The organism is Geotalea sp. SG265 (genome assembly GCF_022808985.1).
In the GTDB taxonomy this organism is placed as follows: domain Bacteria; phylum Desulfobacterota; class Desulfuromonadia; order Geobacterales; family Geobacteraceae; genus Geotalea.
The window spans coordinates 108,869-127,591 of record NZ_JAKZFT010000001.1; the positions used below are offsets into that span (position 1 = coordinate 108,869).

Sequence of the window (18,723 nt, forward strand, 5' to 3'; positions counted from 1 at the left end):
TTGCCAGGGAGTATGCCAATGTCCACGGAAGAGATACTGATCGTCGGTTCCGGTTCCACCGCCTTTGCCGCTGCCTTGCGAGCGCAAGCCCTGGGGCTCACGGTGAAGATGATCGAAAAGAGCGTCCTTGGGGGGACATGCATCAACTGGGGCTGCATACCGAGCAAGACCTTCATCCACGGGGCCTTCGTACGCCATACGGCTTTGACCGGCGCAGAACTGGGCATGGGGACGGCAACGGACGGCCCACGCCTCTCACGGTTCTTTGCCCATAAGGAGCAGGTGGTTGCTCATCTCCGCCAAACCAAGTATCTGGATGTGCTCAAGAAGACACCGGGGGTGGAGGTAATCAAGGGAACGGCGCGATTCATCGCGCCGGGCGCGGTCCAGGTGGAAGAGCAGGTCATCCGCAGCAGCCGGATTCTCGTTGCCGTAGGCGGCCACCCCCGCATCATCCCCATCCCCGGACTGGACACGACCCCCTACCTCACCAGCCGTAGTGCTCTCCTGCTGAAGGCCATTCCCCGGTCGCTGATCATTATCGGTGGCGGTGTCATTGCCGTAGAGCTGGGGCAGATGTACCTGCGGATGGGAAGCCGGGTGACCATACTGGAACACGGGCCACGCCTCTTGCCCATGGTGGAGCCGGAACTGGTCACGGCCCTGGAGGAGGCGCTGTCTGCAGAGGGGATGGAGATCGTCGTCAACGCCTCCACCTGCGCCGTCAGCCAAGACGGCACCGGAACCATAGTGGACGCGGAAGTGGACGGCAAGCCGCAGCAATTCCGGGCGGAGAGATTATTAATGGCCGTCGGCACGGCACCGGCCACCGCCGGCATCGGCCTGGAAAAGGCCGGCATCGAATTGGACTCCAAGGGTTTCATTCGGGTCGATCACGAGATGCGCACAACCGCGCCGGGCATCTGGGCTGCCGGTGACGCGGTCGGCGGCATGATGATCGCCACTGTCGGCGCCCGGGAAGGGATTGTCGCCGTGGACAACATGGTCAATCCGGGCTGCGGCTGCCGCGTGGACTACCACAAGATCCCCATGGCCATATTTACCGATCCGGAAGTGGGCATCGTCGGCTACACAGAAGCGGAAGCCCGCAAAGCCGGTTTCCAGGTAACGGTCAACACCATCCCCGCAGCCGCCATTCCCAAGTCCCATGTGACTGGAGACACTCACGGTGCCGTAAAGATGGTCGCAGATTCAGCCAGCGGCCGCCTGCTCGGCATCCATCTCTGCTGCCATCGCGGGGCGGACGTTATAAACGAAGCCGCCCTCGCCATCCAGTGCAAGCTCACCATCGACGATCTCGCCGGAATGCTCCACGTCTATCCCTCCATGGCCGAAGGACTGCGCCTCTGCGCCCAGGGGTTCAGCCGTGACATCAGCCGGCTTTCCTGTTGTGCGGAATAGAGGAAAGCTTGGGCTGCATGGCTCCCTGCCACCTTCGGCGCGGCCTTATCGTTTTTCCCCGGCAACCGTCTCCTCGTAGAGATCAGCAATGATCCCGATATTTCGTTCTTTTGCGCCGGTGCCGATTGAACCGGCAGCATCGGCAGCGCAAACCTCCAGCAAAAGCGGGAAAAGCGGATGTTCCATGAAACGGCGCTGCTGCCGCGTCAATTTTGCATCACCCCGCACCTGCCATGAGAAATGAAAATGATGATGTTTCACCAGCCAGGCCACATCGGCACCCAGCTCCGGGAGGCCGAGCCGGGACATGATAGCCGAAACCTTTGCTGCCCCAGCATTGTCATGGCCATAGGCGCGCCATCGTCCTTTGATGAATTCGGTGGTAGCGGCTTTGCCGATGTCATGGAGCAGCACCCCCCAGAACACGCGCCCGTCGCTCAAGTCATCCACAGCAGCAAGAGCAAGCATGGTGTGAGTAAATGCATCCCCTTCCTTGTGAAAGTCCTCCGGCTGAGGCACACCGCGCAGGGCTGCGACTTCAGGAAGAAGCAAATCAAAAAGGCCTTCCCGATGCCATTTCTCAAGCAGATTGCGGAAGTCCCCCGCCAGCATTTCCCCTCCCCCAGTGCCTAACGGTATAAAAGAAACATACCTCTCGCCCAGTGAAGTGCAATTGCTTTAGGAACGTGATTGGCATCAGGTCCACCTGTGGCCTTGATTGGTACTGCTGGTAAAGGTGGGAAGGAAGCACAATCATGGCTCAATACCCTATAGTTTTTAATTCACGTTTTATGGAAATTTGCGTATAGTCGGCGACAGAAAATTTGCAAAAATTTACCGAGGATGCCATGAAAACCGCTTGATGCCCGGAAACAAACCAGAGAATCAAGACGGTACATCTATATCGAAGCATATACATATAACTGGCCTATAAGTAGTTGGGCGAGGAAGAGGAAAAAGCCAAAACCATGAACCAAGAACCGATTAAAACAAAACTATACCCAGCGTCTCTGGCGTCCCGCTGTGTCGTACCTATTCGGAAAATCGTTTCCACCCCCCTCGGCGATCGCCATTTCGGCACAGGAACCGGGTTCCACTATCGCGACCAACTTGGTGGCAGCTGGCTGATAACAAACTGGCACGTTCTGACCGGACGGCGGCCAGACGATCCAGGATTTTTGCTCTCAGACGCCCCTCAAAGCCCATACAAAATCGAAGTAACATATCCGAGCTGTGAGATTGGCACTTTTTTACCGCCAGTATATCTAGACATATACGAAAACGGTAGGCCCATATGGAAAGAGCGCCTTCTAGACCAAGGCGTTGATATTGTTGCTATCCCTGTTTCCCCTCCTGAAGGTGCTCGCATACCATTTGTACAGGAATTCTCATCGTCTGAGATGGTAGCAATGCAACCAGGCCTTGATGTCGTGATAATTGGCTTTCCTTTCGAACACAACAAGAATATGCCTTTCCCCATTTGGAAAAAAGCCATGATCTCCTCTGAGCCGGGTTATACAGTTTTTGGGCAATTGCAGGTTCTTGTTGATACACCAGGAATGCCTGGAATGTCAGGTTCGCCAGTTTTCACTCTTTCCGAAGGTTTTTCTGTATCCAAGAGGCAGTACGAAATGCTCAGGGGATGTCAGCGCGGTGACATTTCTGCGTTAGATGCACTCGGCTCAATTGACCTAGCAAATTGCGAACCTTCGCCATGTCTGACATTTGCTGGAATATATGCTGGAGCTACTGGAAAGGGCGCGGCCGGACTCGAACGGCTAGCTTTAGGCCGCATAATGCTTGCACCAATGATTGAAATGATCGTCAAAGATGGGCAGCCCGGCAATAATCCATTTCCTCCAGAAGTGCATTCCGTTTCCTGAGATAGAGCGAGGAGAGAACCAGCGGCAACGAAGTTGATTAAAACAATAGGCATGAGATGGTGCCAAGCTTGCAATTTTGAGGCATGAGATGGTGCCAAGCTTGCAATTTTGCAATTTGGCATGTAGTTGGAAAAAACCTGACACTCAACAATTTTCCGTTGGGTATTAGTCTTTGAAAAGAGGAAGCAGTCCAAAACCAGCTGCGAAGGAATCAATGATCAGCCAACTTGAGCAACGAATGGCCGAATTGGCCAATGCCGAAGACGGTATATTCCTCCAGCGATACTTCAAGACCGGCCCGGGCCAGTATGGGGAAGGGGATATCTTTCGCGGTATTCGCGTTCCGCCCTTGCGCAAGCTTGCGACGGCTTACCTGGCTATGACCATGGGGCAGGTGGCGCTGCTTTTATCCAGCTGCTATCACGAGGACCGGCTGCTGGCCCTGTTGATCCTGGTGGAAAAGTTCAAGCGGGGGACCGACGGGGAGCGGCAGGCTATTTACCGGCTTTACCTAGAGAACACCCGCTTCATCAATAACTGGGACCTGGTGGATGCCTCGGCGGAGCATATTGTCGGGGGTTATCTTCTGGGAAGGGATTGCGGGCCGCTTCATGGGCTGGCCCGGTCCGGCATCATCTGGGAAAGAAGGATCGCCATCATGGCAACGTTCCATTTCATCCGCCGGGGCAAGTTTGATAAGACCTTGGAAATTGCGGAGATGTTGCTTCAGGACAGGGAAGACCTGATACACAAGGCGGTGGGCTGGATGCTCAGGGAAGTGGGGAAGCGCGACCTGCCGTCGGAAGAGGCTTTTCTTGCCGCCCATTACCGGCAGATGCCTAGAACCATGCTCCGTTATGCCATTGAGCGCTTTGCCGAGGAACGGCGGCAAGGCTACCTGAAGGGGATGTTGTAGGGAATCCCCTTAATCCCCCTTGTAGCAAAGCAGTGGCCCCCCCTCAGTCCCCCCTGTTCCATAGGGAGGAAGTGAACCTGGTGTTGACTAAGGTATAACCGAAGGTTATACTTTTTTCGAAAGGAGTATAACCATGCAAGCAATCAAAACAGCCATCTCAATTGATAAAGAACTCTTTGACCAAGCCGAAAATATTGCTCGATCAATGAAGGTTTCGCGCAGCAAGTTATTTGTCATTGCACTACAGGATTTTATTGAGCACCAGAAAAATAGGGAATTGCTCGTCCAGATCAATGCTGCTTACGCAGATGAACCTGATGAAACAGAACAGACTCTCCGCCATAAATCACGACGGCAGCACCGACGCATACTGGAGAGAGAATGGTAATCAATCAGGGAGATATTTACTGGGTAGAACTTGACGAGCCTGAAGGTTCAGAACCAGGTTACAGGCATCCCCATGTCATCGTACAGAACAATCTTTTTAACCGCAGCAATATTAAAACAGTCCTCGTATGTCCCCTTACAACAAATCTAAAGCGTGCAAATGCGCCGGGAAATGTCCGTCTGGACAAAAAAGAATCAAATTTGCCTAAGGAAAGTGTTGTCAACGTTTCCCAAGTTTTCACAATTGACAAGTCTCAATTGGAAGATTTCATAGGAACTCTTTCACCTAAGCGAATGACAGAAATATTAAATGGCATCAAACTGGTTCTGGATCCGCGAGAGCCGGATTGAATCGATTGAGCCCTTCCTTGCGGAGAAACACCAATGGAAGACACGGAAAAGAAACCTACCCTCGACCCCGCTCTCTCCCGCCAGCTGCACGGTGCCCTCACCGCAAACAAGGAGGAACTGTACCTTGTGCTCCAGTCGGCCTCCATGGAGGTGCTGCGGGCGGCACTGCGCAATCAGGCCCTGGATGAAGACCACCTGCTGGCCCTTTTGAAGCGTCGGGATCTGTCCGAGGACCTGCTCAAGGCCATTTACAAGCTGCCACTCACCGCCGAGAGCCATAACCTGAAGCTGGCACTGGTCAAAAACCCCAATACCCCCGGCACCATCATCACGACACTCTTGCCCCACCTCTACCTCTTCGAACTTGTTACCCTCTGCTACCTTCCCGGCGTCACCCCCGACCAGAAATTGGCTGCAGAGCGCGCCATCATCCAGCGCATCCCAACCACCCCCTTGGGCAACAAGCTGACCCTGGCCCGCCGCGGCACGACACCGGTCCTGGAGGCGCTTTTAAAGGAGGGAGAGCCCCAGATCGTAGAGATTTGCCTGGCAAATCCCCACATCAAGGAAGCAGCCATCTTCCAGTTTTTGGGGAGCGCTAAGGCCACTGCCGACAATATCTCCATCATTGCCCGCCATCCCCGCTGGAAAACCCGCCCCAACATCATCGGCGCCATCCTCAAGAACCCCAGGACGCCGCTCATCTGGTTCGACCTCTTTCTTCCCGGCCTCCACCCAGCCGAATTGAAAAAGCTGCTCGTTTCCGGCCGCCTCGACACCCCCCGTAAAAATGCTGTCCAAGAGGCGCTCCGCCGTCGCGGCCACTGAAGACTTTCAATCCTCACCCCACTTGCTACACTTTTTTAAGATGTTCATCCTCACGATCGGGAGGAACGACCATGAAAGCCATTGCCATCGAACGATACGGCGGGCCGGAGGTGCTGCGGCTCATGGAGCTGCCGAAACCGGCTGTAATGGAAAAGGATGTGCTGATCGAGATCCACGCCGCTTCCGTCAATCCGGTCGATTGGAAAGTGCGGGAAGGTTACCTCCAGGACATGCTGCACCATCGCTTTCCACTGATTCTCGGCTGGGATGCCGCGGGGGTTGTGGAGGACACCGGTCCGGGAGTGACTCGGTTCAACAGGGGGGACAAGGTCTTCAGCCGGACGGACATTGCCAGAAACGGCACCTATGCCGAATACGTGGCGGTGGACGAGAAATACGTGGCCGGGAAACCGACCAATATCTCTTTCGAAGGGGCGGCAGCCATGCCCCTGGTGGGGCTCACGGCGTGGCAGGCACTGGTGGATTACGCCGGGATGAAAAAGGGGGACAAGGTCCTGATCCATGCCGGATCGGGGGGGGTTGGATCATTTGCCATCCAGCTGGCGAAAAGCAGGGGCTGCTTTGTTGCCACAACCTGCAGCACCGCCCATGTGGATTTCGTCAAAGCCCTGGGAGCGGACCAGGTGGTCGATTACACCAAGGGGGATTTTTCCCTCCAGCTACACGACTACGACATCGTCTTCGACACCATCGGCGGCGATACCTACCGGAATAGTTTCAAAGTGTTGAGACAACAGCGGGGGGTGATCGTCTCCATCCTGGAGCAGCCGGATCACGAGCTGGCCGAGAAAAACGGCGTCAGGGCCGGCTACCTCTTCATGCACCCGGACGGCAACCAGCTTGCTAAAATCGCCGAGCTCCTGGAATCGGGGGAGATAAAGCCGGTCGTCGGCAAGATTCTTCCCCTTGAAGAAGCTCGTAACGCCCAGATGATGAGCCAGTCCCACCACGCCCGCGGGAAGATCGTCCTGCAGGTCAAGGGATAGGGGCTATTTCGCCCAGGCTACAAGTATGGCCTCCTTGATGAGATGTTTGACCATGAGCAGGGACTCGCTTCCCAGCATGCGCAACGGGTCGAACATGCAGATCATCTGATAGCTGACGACAAGAAAGCAGGCATAAAAAAGCCCTGGACAGGCGCTCTCCCATCTCAGCAGGTGGGAAGCAGCCAGCTTCCTCAGACGGCTCAGGTGCACCAGGTATCCCATGGCAATGCCGATCACTGCGCCGCCGAGGATGTCGGTGGCGTAGTGCAGCCCCAGGTAGATCCTTGGGAAGGAAATGATCAGGGCCGCATGGAGAAAGGCACAGATACCCGCCTTGCGGGAGAGCAGGTAGATTCCGGTGGCAAGAGTGAAGAAGAGGACGGCATGATCGCTGGGAAAGGCGCTCCATCCCTCCATGGAGCTTGACCTCGTGCCGAAAGGAAGGATGAAGTCAAGCTGGGGGTTGTGCAGCGGCCTCAACCGGAAGGGGAGCGCCAGCGCCAGCAGCCGTGCCACCATCAACGACAGGAATGAGACCACCAGGGTCGCCAGCAGGTATTCCCGGTCATGTCCGCTCCTGTCCCGGCGGAACCAGAGCCACCAGAACAGGGGAATGATCAGCCCCCCCTTGAAGATGATGTTGCCGGCAAAGATATTCATGGTCTTGTCGAAAAGCCACGAATGCTGGGCGAAACCATTGAGAAAGGTAACAATCTGCAAGTCCAGCCAGGTCATGATCATTCCTCCACCAGTGTCGTCAATAGCTGCAATTGCCCAGCCCTGTAAATTCCACCGACAGCAGCGTCGGGATAATTTACAAAATCATCACGGTAAAAATCTCCCCCCAAAGCCTGCCGCAACGGCACCACAGGCGGCTGCGCCCTTGGCGGCCGGCGGCGGGACCGCTCCTCCGATTGTCGAGCATGTCTTACTATTTCATATCCCATGCCATTCATCACGCTTGATTTTGCGAGTTTTTCCTCCGATCAGCGACATTTTTCCGTAAGAATAACCGACATATAATAAAAAATTTCACATGATATACTTTGATAATGGCGCACACCTATCACCGTCAGTCCAGGACAGAAGCACCCGACATGGCAATTTTCGACCGGGATCCATGGTGGCAGCCCCACTCTGCCATCTACTTGCTGCAAACCACCATCAACCCGGTGAGAATCGCCTATTTCCGTGAGCGGCTCCGTGGCTTCCCGGGAGGAACAGCCCTAGAGGTTGGCTGCGGCGGCGGCTTTCTCTGCGAAGAAATCGCTGCCATGGGCTTCGTAACGACCGGCATCGATCCTTCGGCAGCGGCCCTGCAGATTGCCGCCGATCACGCCAGGGCCGGCGGCCTCCCCATCCGTTATCTGCAGGGGGTCGGCGAGGAGCTTCCGTTCCCGGATGAATCCTTCGATGCCGCGTTCTGTTGCGACGTGCTGGAACATGTGCAAGATCAGGCGAAAACGGTCGCAGAGATAGCCAGGATTCTCAGACCGGGCGGCATCTTCTGCTACGACACCCTCAATCGAACGCTGCTCAGCCGGCTGGTGGTCATCGGCATCCTGCAGAAATGGAAGCGGTGGGCCGTCATGCCCCCCGAACTGCATGACTGGCATAAATTCATCACACCGGAGGAATTGAAAATGCTCCTGGGAAACAATCACCTGTGTTGGAGGGAACATCGGGGCGTCATGCCCGCCACGTCACCGATCAAGACCCTCAGTTACCTGCGCCGTCGTGCCAGGGGAGAGTGGAACTACAAGGACCTGGCCCTGCGCCTGCAGCTCGTGGAAGGACGAAGCACGCAGGTAATGTACATGGGCTATGCCGTGAAAGAGATGATGCCGCTGAAATCGTGCCGGAAGGGGGACTGATGGATGACACCAGAGACATAGCAAGCAATTGCCGGCAGTACGCCATGTGCAAGATCGACTTTCTCGGGACCGGGGTCTGCGCCTCCGGTCTCGAACGGCAATACGTTACCTTTTACCCCCAGGGGAGGATGCTCCTCTATGCGGCCATTGCCGATGGGAAGGTACCGGTCACGGAAAAAGCGGTGGAAGCCGCCGCAAGCTGCAACCTCTGTGGAAAATGCGATTACCAGTGCTACTTCGTCACGGAGATGCGCCCGACCAAGGTCATGAAAGCTTTGAAGGTCTGGGTGGAAGAGCATCTTGCCGCAGGGAAGCCGGTCGTAAGGGAAAAGGAGACAGTCCTACTACGAGAGATGCAGGAGATAGTCGGTCATGAATGGGCTACCGGTGACCGGGGCGTTGCCGTCACCTATGCTACCGACCCCTGTCCTTTGGCCGAGCCCACCATGCCCGATTACGTGGTGATGCCGAAAACACGGGAAGAGATTGCCCAGCTCCTGGCACTTTTCCAGAGTAACGGCATCCCTTGGGTGGCACGGGGCAACGGCACCAATATCCTCGGTCTGGCCCTCGGCAAAGGGGCGATCATTGACCTCTCCCGGATGAAGGGAATCCAGTTCGATGAGAAACGGTGGCTTGCCAGGATCGAACCGGGGGTGACCGCCTTCGAGCTGCAACGGGAGGCAGTCGCGCGCGGCTACCGGGTTCATACGGCCGAACCCGCCGCCGCCCTCTGCGGCAGTGCCAGCTGTTCCGGCCTCTTCTCGCTCTTTTCAACCACCTACGGCACTGCAGCCGACAATTATACGGATGCGGAATTCGTCGGCAACGACGGATCGATGTTTTCCCTGAACGATAAAAACGCCCCCAACCTCTTTGCCTTTGCCCGTAAGGAACAAAAGCCACCCGGCATCTGCACATCACTTTCGGTGAAACTGCACGAAAAAACCGATGACGAAAGCGGCGTGCTCGTCCCGTTTCGCTCTCTGCGGGAGGCCGTGACTTTCAGCCGTGAGTGTGCCGTGCGACGCATAGGGCTGGCCATCGGCATCCTCGACATGGAATATGTCTCCGCATTCATCTCCCCCATCCGCACGCTGGCTGCACAGGTCAAGGAAATCCTCGCCGGCAGGCTGGGTATGGCCTGCATGGTCCTGGTAATCGGCGACAAGCACGCCATGGCCGCCCTCAGGGAGATGGGGCACCCATTTTTCGACCAACGCATGGTCACGGCGTTGACCCTCGGCCTTCCCTCCCTCGCCTCTGCCCGCTGGCTCGACCTGATCAGTGAATTTACCGAGGATGAACCCTTTTCCTACCTGAAGATCAGGGGGTTCGCCGAGCTTGCCGAAGCGGCCCTGGCCCCATCCCCCCAAAAGCTGGTGCAAGACCTGGATGCGGAATTAAGGCCTCTCTTTGAACAGCTTTACGCCCGTCCGGAGCTGACCGACCTGGTCTGGCTCAACATGTTCAGGATTACCAGCTCCCGGATCGGCAGAGATCGTCACTTTTTCCCCATCGTCATCTATCTCCCCCTGGAGCCGGGGCTCATCGGGGAAGTGACGGCGGCCCTGGGGGACAATGCGGCGCGGCAGGGAATTGCCAACAGCCTCGGGTTCATCACCCCCGTGGACGACGGCAAGCGGTGCGTCATGGAATATGACTACTATGCCGACCAGACCAGTACCGATGAAGTCCGGCGGGCACGGCAGGCCATAGCGGCGGCCGGAGGAATCATCGACGACTTCGCCGCGCGGACCGGGACCATCACCCCGCTCCGCTACATCCTCTACCAGGGCTACTGCAGGAAAGAAGCCCTGCTCTATTCCCGGGAAACACCATGACCGCCAAGCCGCAGACGATTGTCCTGACCGGCGCGACCGGCTTTCTCGGCAGCCACCTCATGGCAGCTCTCCTTGAACGGGGAAACCGGCTTATCGTTCTCGGCAGGCCTGCCGGCAGCTTATCGCTGGCGGAGCGCATCGACGCCACCCTCTCCTGGTTCGGCTTGCACCCCAACGGCCTTCTCCTGGAGCCGGTGGAGGCTGACCTGCTCAAGCCCCGGTGCGGGCTGGGGTACAAGCATTATGAGGAGCTCTGCAGCAAGGCCGGACTGATCATCCACTGCGCCTCGGACACCACCTTTTCCGATCGCAACCGCAGTCGCTCTCTGGCCGCCAACGTGACGAGCCTGAACAGCATCATCCTCCTGGCCGCCGACTGCAGGGCTTCGGGCTTCCACTACATCAGCACCGCATACAGCGCCGGCATTGCAGCCGGAATCTGCCGGGAAACGCCGGTTGCCGCCCGGCACTTCTGCAACGTCTACGAAGAAACCAAGGCCATGGCGGAAAGAAGAGTCGCAGAGGGCTGCAACGCCTATGGAATACCCTTTACCATAATCCGCCCATCCATCGTCTACGGCGATTCCCGGAGCGGCCGGGCCAACCGCTTCACCGCCATCTACCACCACGTACGGGCTTTGGCCACCATCCGGGACATCTACCGCAGTGACATACTGAATAATGGGGGGAAAAAGTCCACCCCCCATGGCATCAGTCTCAATGTTAAGGGTATCCTTCACCTGCCCCTGCGACTGACGCTGGAAAAACCGGGAACTATCAACCTCGTCCCGGTGGAGTATTTCGTTGCGGCGGCACTGGCTATCATGGAAAACTGCACCGGCGACGCCATCTATCACCTGACGAACCCTGCTCCCGGCACCGTGGAGGAGCTGGCCGGGTTTTGCAGCAGGTTTCTGCAGATCGATGGTCTGCAGATCGACTACGGCAGCGAATCATCCCGGGAGTACAGCCCCGCGGAGGAGCTTTTCAACCGTTTCATCGAGCCTTACCGCCCCTATCTCTCCGATGGGAGGCTGTTCGAGCGGGAAAATACCGATCGCGCCACTGCAGGGCTGCAGCCGCCGATCTTCAGCTACGATATCTTCAGGCGGTGCATGGACTACGCCGTCGGTGTCGATTGGGGAAGAAACCTGACCGGCGCATGACGGATCGGAGGGAGGCCCCATGCTCACCATCGACGGCAGTCACGGCGAAGGGGGGGGACAGATGCTGCGCACCGCCCTCTCCCTTTCGGCCATCCTCAACCGGCCCTTCCGCATGGTCAACATCAGGGCCGCCAGGAAAAAGCCAGGTCTGCAACCCCAGCACCTCATGGCGGTGAAAGCGGCCCGAATTGTTACCGATGCAGAAGTCAGCGGCGGCACCACCGGCTCCATGGAAATTACCTTCACCCCCCGCGCCATCGGCGGCGGCAGCTTCCGTTTCGATATCGGCACGGCCGGCTCCATTTCCCTGGTGCTGCAGACGGTCATCCCCATCCTGCTCTTCGCCGGCAGGGAATCATCCATAACCGTCACCGGCGGCACCAATGTCCCCTTCAGCCCCTCAGCTGATTATCTAGCCGAGGTATTTGCACCCTCTTTGCGCAAGATCGGTGGCAACATAAGGATTTACCGTGATCGCTACGGCTTTTATCCCCGGGGAGGGGGCAAGGTCAGGGTGGATGTGGTCAGGGCAGAAAAACCGTCACCTCTTGAGGCTACGGAGCGGGGCATGATCCGCCGCGTTACGGGTCGCTCGGCTGTCGCCAACCTGCCCGACAGTATCGCCGAGCGACAGAGGAAGCGGACAGTGGAGCTTTTGAAGCCGCTCCCCTGCCCGGTGGAGGTGGAGCGAACCAGGGTGGATGCCTACGGTCCCGGCTCCTTCGTCTTCCTCCGCCTTGAAGAAGAACATGGCCTCGCAGGGTTCCAGGCCCTGGGCGCGCCGGGCAAGCCGGCGGAGGTCGTTGCTGCCGAAGCGGCAAACCAGGTGCTGGAGCATGTGGCATCGAACGCCGCCCTGGACCCTCACCTGGCGGATCAGATCGTCCTCTACCTGGCCATGTGCCACGGTCGCTCCATCTTTTCCACTTCGGCCGTTACCCGCCATCTGCTCACCAACCTGTGGGTGATGGAGCAGTTTGAAGCCTGCCGGTACGCCGTTGATGGCGACCTCGGCAAACCCGGGACAGTAACGATATACTGAAAATCATTTCTTCAGATTGGCGACCATATTTTCCAGAGGATGAGCCGAAAGTATTTGCCCCCACCACCCCTGCCATAAAAATTACATTTTAATAATATTTTTTTCATTTCACCCATTGCACTTTTGTTGTCCCGTGGTAGCCTTTCCTGCAAACCAAAGTATTAATACTGTATAATTAAATTTGGGATTTTCGGATTACATCCAAAGAGGAGAAACCGTCCTGCTCTCCTGCTTACGTTTTTCCCTAACTCAAATATTCGCATCATGGAAACAACGGTCATTATTTAGCAGCACAAACTCAAAAAAGGAGGAAGTACCATGAACAGAATGATGACGTGGCTGAAGGTAAAAGCGAAGGACAAAAAAGGACAGACGATGGTGGAGTATGCCTTGCTGGTGGTTCTGATCGGCCTGGTGGTGGCCTTGGCTATCCCGAACGTTACAAACGGAATTGCCACGGCGTACGGTCATATCGCCGACAAACTAGAAGCAACGCCCGTAGCCCCTACCCCTACTACGGGGGGCTAATCGCGCTGGGCAATGGAGGATAGACAAACTACCTCCATTGCCCGTATCACAGGGGAGAACTGCCCGATGAATAGTACAATACGCAAATAACTATGCAATGAAATAGGACAGACCCTGACGGAATATGCCCTCATCCTCCTGTTTGTCGCCTTGGTGGTGACCTTGGCAATACCGGCAGTCGGAACCGCACTGACCGAACGGTTCGCTTCCATAGCAGCTGTCTTCCCCTGAGATTCCCCGAACCCTCCCACTTGCTGCACACCATAAACACAATTACAAATTAATAAATTTTTTTTCACTTTATTGCTTGCACTTTTTCATAGGGATGGTAGTCTTTCCGGCAGACAAAAGTATTAATACTATTTAATACTACATGGAGGCTTAGGTGTTAACTCTCATAAGGCCAGGAAGTACCAAGGGACAGGCACTGGTTGAACTGGCCTTTTCTCTTTTCCTGCTCATGCTCATATTCTTCGGCATCACGGAATTCGGCAGAGCGATGTACCTCACCAACGCTCTGAACAATGCCGCCCGGGAAGGTGCTAGGCGTGCCGTAGTTAGCAATCTCTCGGATGGAAAACTCAATGAGCCCCAATTGCAAGAGCAGGTAAAGGGTTACATCCCTTTCGACACAACCGGAATAGATGTAAGCATTGAGCCAAAAACGCCAGTAAGTTCCGGTACCCCAGTATCGGTTACGGTAACCTTGCCGTTCCAGCCGATTGCACGACCATTATTTAATGCACTATCTCCGGATATATTCCCGGAAGATTTTAAGCTCACAGGCCACGCTTCAATGCGCTACGAATAATTGATATGCAGTCCGGAGGAGCTATGAAACACCCCAACAGCATTACTGTCATAACCATCGTTGCCATTCTGCTTGCTTCCTGCGCTTCACTGCTGGTCCACAATTACCTGAAAAAACAGACCGCCCAGAAGCTGCAGGGCCTGGCGGTAGCCACCGCGTCAAAGGACGTGCCCATCGGCACAAAACTCGACCTCGCCCATCTGAAGATGGTCACATGGCCGAAAGACAGTCTGCCGGCTGGCTACTATACCGACGCAAAGAACCTGGTCGGGCGTGTTGCCGTGCGCCACGTCACCACAGGGGACATCATCACCGACCCGAAGCTGATGCCCAGTAATGTGGCAGCAACCAGCGGCATCATGACTTACATGGTCCCCCAGGGACACCGCGCGGTAACCGTTGCTGTCAACGAAGTGGCCGGCGTCGCCGGCTTCATCACCCCCAACAGCCGGGTCGATGTGGTCCTTACTACCCCTTTGTCCGGCTCGGGAAATGTTAACAACATCAGCAAGATCATCCTGCAAAACATTCCAGTGCTGGCCACCGGTCAGGTCACGGAACAGCGTGAAGGCAAGCCGATCATCGTCCCGACCGTCACCTTGGATCTTCCCCCCACTGATGCGGAGAAACTCATCGTCGGCATAGGCGGCAACGCAAGGACAGGCTCCCTGCAGCTTCTGTTGAGAAACGTGATCGATACAGCAGATATTACCACTACCGGTGCGACCGTACCCCAGGTGCTCGGCCGGAGCCAGCAGGCGACCATAAAACGTTCAGCTGCTCCCCGCCCCCGTTCGCAGCCCAAACCGCCACCTACCGTAGTTGCCAAATACACCGTAGAGGTCATAAAAGGCGCAGTCAAGTCGACGCGCGATTTCCCTGCCGAATAGACCCAATTCAATGAAATGAGGTGACAAGGATGGGACTTTTCAGATCCGGCACGATTCCGTGCGTCTTCGCCCTGGTATGCGCTCTTTGCTTTGCAGCAGCAGCATACGCCGGCGTCGCAACAGAAGTAAAACTCAACAAAAGCGTCTTGCTCAACCTGCAGCAGCCCTCGGAAAGAGTATCCATTGCCGCACCAGCCATTGCGGAACTGGTGCTCATCTCGCCGACCCAGTTGCAGATCAACGGCACCAAGATCGGCTCGACATCGCTGATAGTATGGGAAAAAGGGGGCAAGACCGCCTTTTACGATATCCATGTGAAGGGGGACTGCAGTCAGCTGGAAAACCAGATCAAGGACATCGCCCCCAATGACAGCATAACGGTGGATTATGCTAACGATACCATTGTCCTTGGAGGGAAGGCCAGGAACGAACAAACTATCGCCAAGGCCATGCAGCTTGCCCAGGCCTATGCTGCGAGGGAGGCTAACGGCCTGGCCCAGCCCACAGTTTTGCAGTATGGATACGGAATCAAGGAAGGGCCGGATCAGAAAGGCAATAATGAGATCAAGGTAAAGGTGATTAACCAGATCGAAGTGGATTCACCACAGCAGGTGCTTTTGGAGGTAAAAGTAGCTCAGGTGGATAAGTCCGCTCTCAAGTCTCTTGGTGTAAGCACCCTGGTAAAAGGAAGAGATGGCGAAGGGTTTACGAACCTGATTGGCGCCCCCGTCGGAGAAAGCACAACCTCTATGACTGATGGCCTAGTCAGCACATCGACTAAGGGTAGCGGTATTGCCGGCAACATTTCCGGATTGGGTTCATTCAATCCGCTTGATGCCTTTCAGGCTGGAGTTTCATGGTTCAATCCGGGGGTAGGAGTAGTCCTCAAGGCACTAGCTACGAAAAACCTGGCAAAAGTCCTCGCCGAGCCCAATCTTCTGGTGAAAAGCGGTCAGGAAGGCAGATTTCTTGCCGGCAGCAAAATCCCGGTCTCTGTACTTTCCTCGACGGGTGGAGCATCGGTCCCGTCCATTTATTGGATTGACGTTGGCGTCAAGCTCAATTTCAAGCCGGAAGTGCTGGAAGGTGGCCTAATCTCTCTCAGAATCGAACCGGCGGAGGTGAGCAGCATTACCGGGACCCTGGCTGTCAACGGCTATCCCATCATCGATACGCGTGAGGTGCGGACAAGCGTGCAGCTGAAGGACGGCGAAAGCCTGATCCTAGCCGGGCTGCTCCAGGAAGAGGCCATTAAGACCATGTCTAAAATACCTATTCTCGGCGACATCCCCATTCTCGGCGCCTTGTTCCGCTCGACCCAGGACGACATCAAGGAAAAGGAACTGGTCTTTTTCATAACGCCGAAGCTGGTGAACCCCAATCCGCCCGGCACCAAGACCGAACTCCCCACAGACAAGCAGCTGCCGCCAGAACAAGAAAAGGACCTCCGATGGGTGCCCACGCTATGATTCCGGTGCTGTGCAACGATAAAGGGGTCACCATCATCTACATAGCCCTGTTCATCTTTCTGCTCTGCGCCTTTATCGGCCTGGCTGCGGATATAGGCTACATGTACGTGGCCAAGGGGCAGTTGCAGAATGCATCTGATGCGGCGGCGCTGGCAGGGGCGGCAAAGTTGGACGGAACAGCATTTACCATGCAAACGTCTGCCAGAAATGCGGCATATCAGTTTGCCAAATATAATCTGGCAGCAACGGACCCGGTAGAAGTCTCCAATGACAACAGCAACACCCTTTCCAGTAGCAACGATATCACAGTCGGCCACTGGAACCCTGCTGCAGCAACATATACTCCTGGCGGGACGCCGGTCAATGCCGTTCAGGTACGGGCAAGAAGGACCAGTGACCAGGACACCGGCGGCGCCTCCATCGGCGGCCGGGTGCAGCTCTTTTTCAGCAATGTTATCGGCAGACCAGAGATGGGAGCTTCGGCAACAGCCATAGCATCCCGAACCCCGAAGGCCGGTGCTTATTTTATGCTAAAACAAAGCTCGTGCACGAGTCCCATAGCTTCTGGAGGTGCAACTATTGATATTTCATCTGGCACTATGGCATGGACATCCTTGTTGGAAGTATCAACAGGACCTGGCAGCACCGTCAGCGACCTTATTTGTGGCAATACAGTACCTAATATCGAAGCTTGCTCTCACAGTTTTCGTACCAGCACCGGGGAGGAGGCAACAACTTTTAGAAACATGGAAGCTGATTTCTATGATCCCGATTACGATGCTGGAAACAAAACGTATGTTCCTGGCACCAGCACCGTTTCCACCTGGACAGTTATAATTCCGACGACTGACAATCCAACACTCAGCCCAAGTGATCCACATGAAGTGCTAGGATATGCAAAAATCAGAATGACAAAAGTCTGTGGCACACCAGGTGGAGGGAACCCTTGTGGCGGAGATAGGGATTTTCATGCTCCACCTGGAGTTTGTGCGGGTAGCACACACAATTATATCGTCGTCGATCAAATAGAATGCGCCAGCTGCGAAAACAGTAGCGACTTGCTGGGTGCCAAACCCGGCCTGGTGCAGTGATTAAACATTTACTACGGAGAAATTTTCATGATGCCTCTCATCTCAATGGCGTTGATCGGTAACGATACGGTTGCCAGAAACGATATTACGGGTGCGATCCGGTCATTCAACGGCCAGGTCGGCATACTCGCCACCGCGGCGGACCTCCAGGGGGGTCTTAGGACCATCCAGGCCAACACCCCCAACGTTGTCCTTCTTGAAATCGGAGACCTTGAGCGGGGTGTCAAGGAAACTTCATTCATCGTCTCCCGCTGGCCGGAAACAAAGGTTTTTGCCCTGGCCGCCGCAAAGGACCCTGACTGGATCCTGAAGCTGGTCCGTGCCGGAGCCACCGAATATCTGACAAAACCGATCATATCCGCAGAACTGATTGAAGCGATCAGGAAAGTGGCCCACACATCGGGGCTGAATGGGGTCAACGGCACGGCTCAAGGAAAGACGGTTACCGTTTTCAACCCCTCCGGCGGAGTCGGGACAACGACGGTTGCCGTAAACTTGGCGGCCGCCCTTGCCGCACAGGGGAAGAAAGTCGCCCTGATGGATGCCAATCTCTTCTGCGGCAATGTCACCTCCTTTCTCGACTTTACTCCCCGCTACGACCTTTCCAGCACCACCAGCAACCTGGGGCGACTGGACGGCAATTTTCTGATGAGCGTCATGGAACGGCACCGCTCCGGACTCCATGTCTTGAGCGCCCCCCTTGATCTTGAAGAAGCGGCGGAGGTAACCCCTGAGCAGCTGCGGGAGGTGATCGCCGTCATGCAGGAAGCCTTCAGCTACACGATCATCGATGCCGGAGGCCCCATTACCAGTTGCAACCAGGCGATATTCGCCAGCTCTGATCTGATCTTCTTCACCACCGTCCTCGATTTGCCGTCATTGAAGAATGCCAAACGCTATCTTCCGCTCGTGCGCAAGGTGGCCGGACCAAACGGCCGCATCGAGCTGCTCATCAACCGCCATACCCCGAAGGGGGAAATCAGGGCCGCCGACGCAGAAAAGATTCTCGGCACCAGATCCTACTGCACCATACCCAACGCTTACAGTGACGTCAGAGGCGCAATCAACAAGGGGCAACCAGTCACCAGCTGCTCCCCCCGATCACCGGTCACCAAGGCGATCAATGAACTCGCCCAGCTGTTGCAGAACGAAACCGTATCCACTTCCGCCACACTGAAAAGGACCTTTTTCCCATGATTCTTCCAGACACCGTG

At 55.9% G+C, this 18,723-nt stretch carries 19 protein-coding genes; 17 read left to right on the forward strand and 2 right to left on the reverse strand.

Annotated features, from left to right (window positions below):
• Nucleotides 1-18: 18 nt before the first annotated feature.
• The gene (gene merA / locus ML541_RS00570; protein WP_243369743.1) at nucleotides 19-1,422 is read left to right on the forward strand and encodes a mercury(II) reductase; all 1,404 of its coding nucleotides are present in this window, start codon (nucleotides 19-21) and stop codon (nucleotides 1,420-1,422) included.
• A gap of 45 nt (nucleotides 1,423-1,467) precedes the next feature.
• Here merA and ML541_RS00575 read toward each other — a convergent pair whose 3' ends face one another.
• Complete coding sequence (locus ML541_RS00575; protein ID WP_243369745.1) at nucleotides 1,468-2,034, reverse strand: HD domain-containing protein; 567 nt, start codon at nucleotides 2,032-2,034, stop codon at nucleotides 1,468-1,470.
• A 356-nt stretch (nucleotides 2,035-2,390) separates the two neighbouring features.
• Between ML541_RS00575 and ML541_RS00580 the strand changes: the two genes are divergently transcribed.
• From ML541_RS00580 to ML541_RS00605, 6 genes are all read left to right on the forward strand, one after another.
• Entirely contained in the window at nucleotides 2,391-3,305 is a 915-nt protein-coding gene (locus ML541_RS00580) for a serine protease (RefSeq protein WP_243369747.1), read from the forward strand.
• Nucleotides 3,306-3,519: 214 nt separating this feature from the next.
• Nucleotides 3,520-4,221, forward strand: coding sequence for a DNA alkylation repair protein (locus ML541_RS00585; RefSeq protein ID WP_243369749.1), 702 nt, complete (start codon nucleotides 3,520-3,522; stop codon nucleotides 4,219-4,221).
• 133 nt (nucleotides 4,222-4,354) lie between these two features.
• Entirely contained in the window at nucleotides 4,355-4,609 is a 255-nt protein-coding gene (locus ML541_RS00590) for a hypothetical protein (RefSeq protein ID WP_243369752.1), read from the forward strand.
• Nucleotides 4,603-4,959 (forward strand): type II toxin-antitoxin system PemK/MazF family toxin, encoded by a 357-nt coding sequence (locus ML541_RS00595; protein WP_243369755.1) that lies wholly within the window; start codon nucleotides 4,603-4,605, stop codon nucleotides 4,957-4,959. The genes ML541_RS00590 and ML541_RS00595 overlap by 7 nt, the downstream gene beginning before the upstream one ends.
• A gap of 33 nt (nucleotides 4,960-4,992) precedes the next feature.
• Nucleotides 4,993-5,787, forward strand: a complete 795-nt coding sequence (locus ML541_RS00600; RefSeq protein ID WP_243369757.1) for a hypothetical protein — start codon at nucleotides 4,993-4,995, stop codon at nucleotides 5,785-5,787.
• Nucleotides 5,788-5,858: 71 nt separating this feature from the next.
• A complete protein-coding gene (locus ML541_RS00605; RefSeq protein WP_243369759.1) occupies nucleotides 5,859-6,794 on the forward strand; it encodes an NADP-dependent oxidoreductase in 936 nt (311 codons plus the stop codon).
• 3 nt (nucleotides 6,795-6,797) lie between these two features.
• On the opposite strand, the gene ML541_RS00610 is transcribed toward ML541_RS00605, so the two are convergent.
• Nucleotides 6,798-7,529 carry a phosphatase PAP2 family protein gene (locus ML541_RS00610; RefSeq protein ID WP_243369761.1) on the reverse strand — a complete coding sequence of 244 codons (732 nt, stop codon included), beginning with the start codon at nucleotides 7,527-7,529 and terminating at the stop codon, nucleotides 6,798-6,800.
• Between the two features lie 362 nt (nucleotides 7,530-7,891).
• Here ML541_RS00610 and ubiG point away from each other — a divergent pair, with 362 nt between their 5' ends.
• From ubiG to ML541_RS00660, 10 genes are all read left to right on the forward strand, one after another.
• Entirely contained in the window at nucleotides 7,892-8,668 is a 777-nt protein-coding gene (gene ubiG, locus ML541_RS00615; RefSeq protein WP_243369763.1) for a bifunctional 2-polyprenyl-6-hydroxyphenol methylase/3-demethylubiquinol 3-O-methyltransferase UbiG, read from the forward strand.
• On the forward strand, nucleotides 8,668-10,512 hold the full coding sequence (locus tag ML541_RS00620; RefSeq protein WP_243369765.1) for an FAD-binding protein: 1,845 nt from the start codon (nucleotides 8,668-8,670) through the stop codon (nucleotides 10,510-10,512). Before ubiG ends, ML541_RS00620 begins: the two co-directional genes overlap by 1 nt.
• Complete coding sequence (locus ML541_RS00625; protein ID WP_243369767.1) at nucleotides 10,509-11,678, forward strand: SDR family oxidoreductase; 1,170 nt, start codon at nucleotides 10,509-10,511, stop codon at nucleotides 11,676-11,678. The genes ML541_RS00620 and ML541_RS00625 overlap by 4 nt, the downstream gene beginning before the upstream one ends.
• Nucleotides 11,679-11,697: 19 nt before the next feature.
• Complete coding sequence (rtcA, locus tag ML541_RS00630; protein WP_243369770.1) at nucleotides 11,698-12,720, forward strand: RNA 3'-terminal phosphate cyclase; 1,023 nt, start codon at nucleotides 11,698-11,700, stop codon at nucleotides 12,718-12,720.
• Between the two features lie 318 nt (nucleotides 12,721-13,038).
• On the forward strand, nucleotides 13,039-13,248 hold the full coding sequence (locus tag ML541_RS00635) for a Flp family type IVb pilin (RefSeq protein ID WP_243369774.1): 210 nt from the start codon (nucleotides 13,039-13,041) through the stop codon (nucleotides 13,246-13,248).
• A gap of 385 nt (nucleotides 13,249-13,633) precedes the next feature.
• Nucleotides 13,634-14,059: a TadE family protein gene (locus tag ML541_RS00640; RefSeq protein ID WP_243369776.1), complete on the forward strand. Its 426-nt coding sequence runs from the start codon at nucleotides 13,634-13,636 to the stop codon at nucleotides 14,057-14,059.
• Nucleotides 14,060-14,082: 23 nt separating this feature from the next.
• Nucleotides 14,083-14,949, forward strand: a complete 867-nt coding sequence (cpaB, locus tag ML541_RS00645) for a Flp pilus assembly protein CpaB (RefSeq protein ID WP_243369778.1) — start codon at nucleotides 14,083-14,085, stop codon at nucleotides 14,947-14,949.
• A gap of 29 nt (nucleotides 14,950-14,978) precedes the next feature.
• Nucleotides 14,979-16,418 carry a pilus assembly protein N-terminal domain-containing protein gene (locus tag ML541_RS00650; RefSeq protein ID WP_243369780.1) on the forward strand — a complete coding sequence of 480 codons (1,440 nt, stop codon included), beginning with the start codon at nucleotides 14,979-14,981 and terminating at the stop codon, nucleotides 16,416-16,418.
• Nucleotides 16,415-17,509 (forward strand): pilus assembly protein TadG-related protein, encoded by a 1,095-nt coding sequence (locus tag ML541_RS00655; RefSeq protein ID WP_243369782.1) that lies wholly within the window; start codon nucleotides 16,415-16,417, stop codon nucleotides 17,507-17,509. The genes ML541_RS00650 and ML541_RS00655 overlap by 4 nt, the downstream gene beginning before the upstream one ends.
• A 27-nt stretch (nucleotides 17,510-17,536) precedes the next feature.
• Nucleotides 17,537-18,706: an AAA family ATPase gene (locus tag ML541_RS00660; protein WP_279342290.1), complete on the forward strand. Its 1,170-nt coding sequence runs from the start codon at nucleotides 17,537-17,539 to the stop codon at nucleotides 18,704-18,706.
• Nucleotides 18,707-18,723 lie beyond the last annotated feature (17 nt).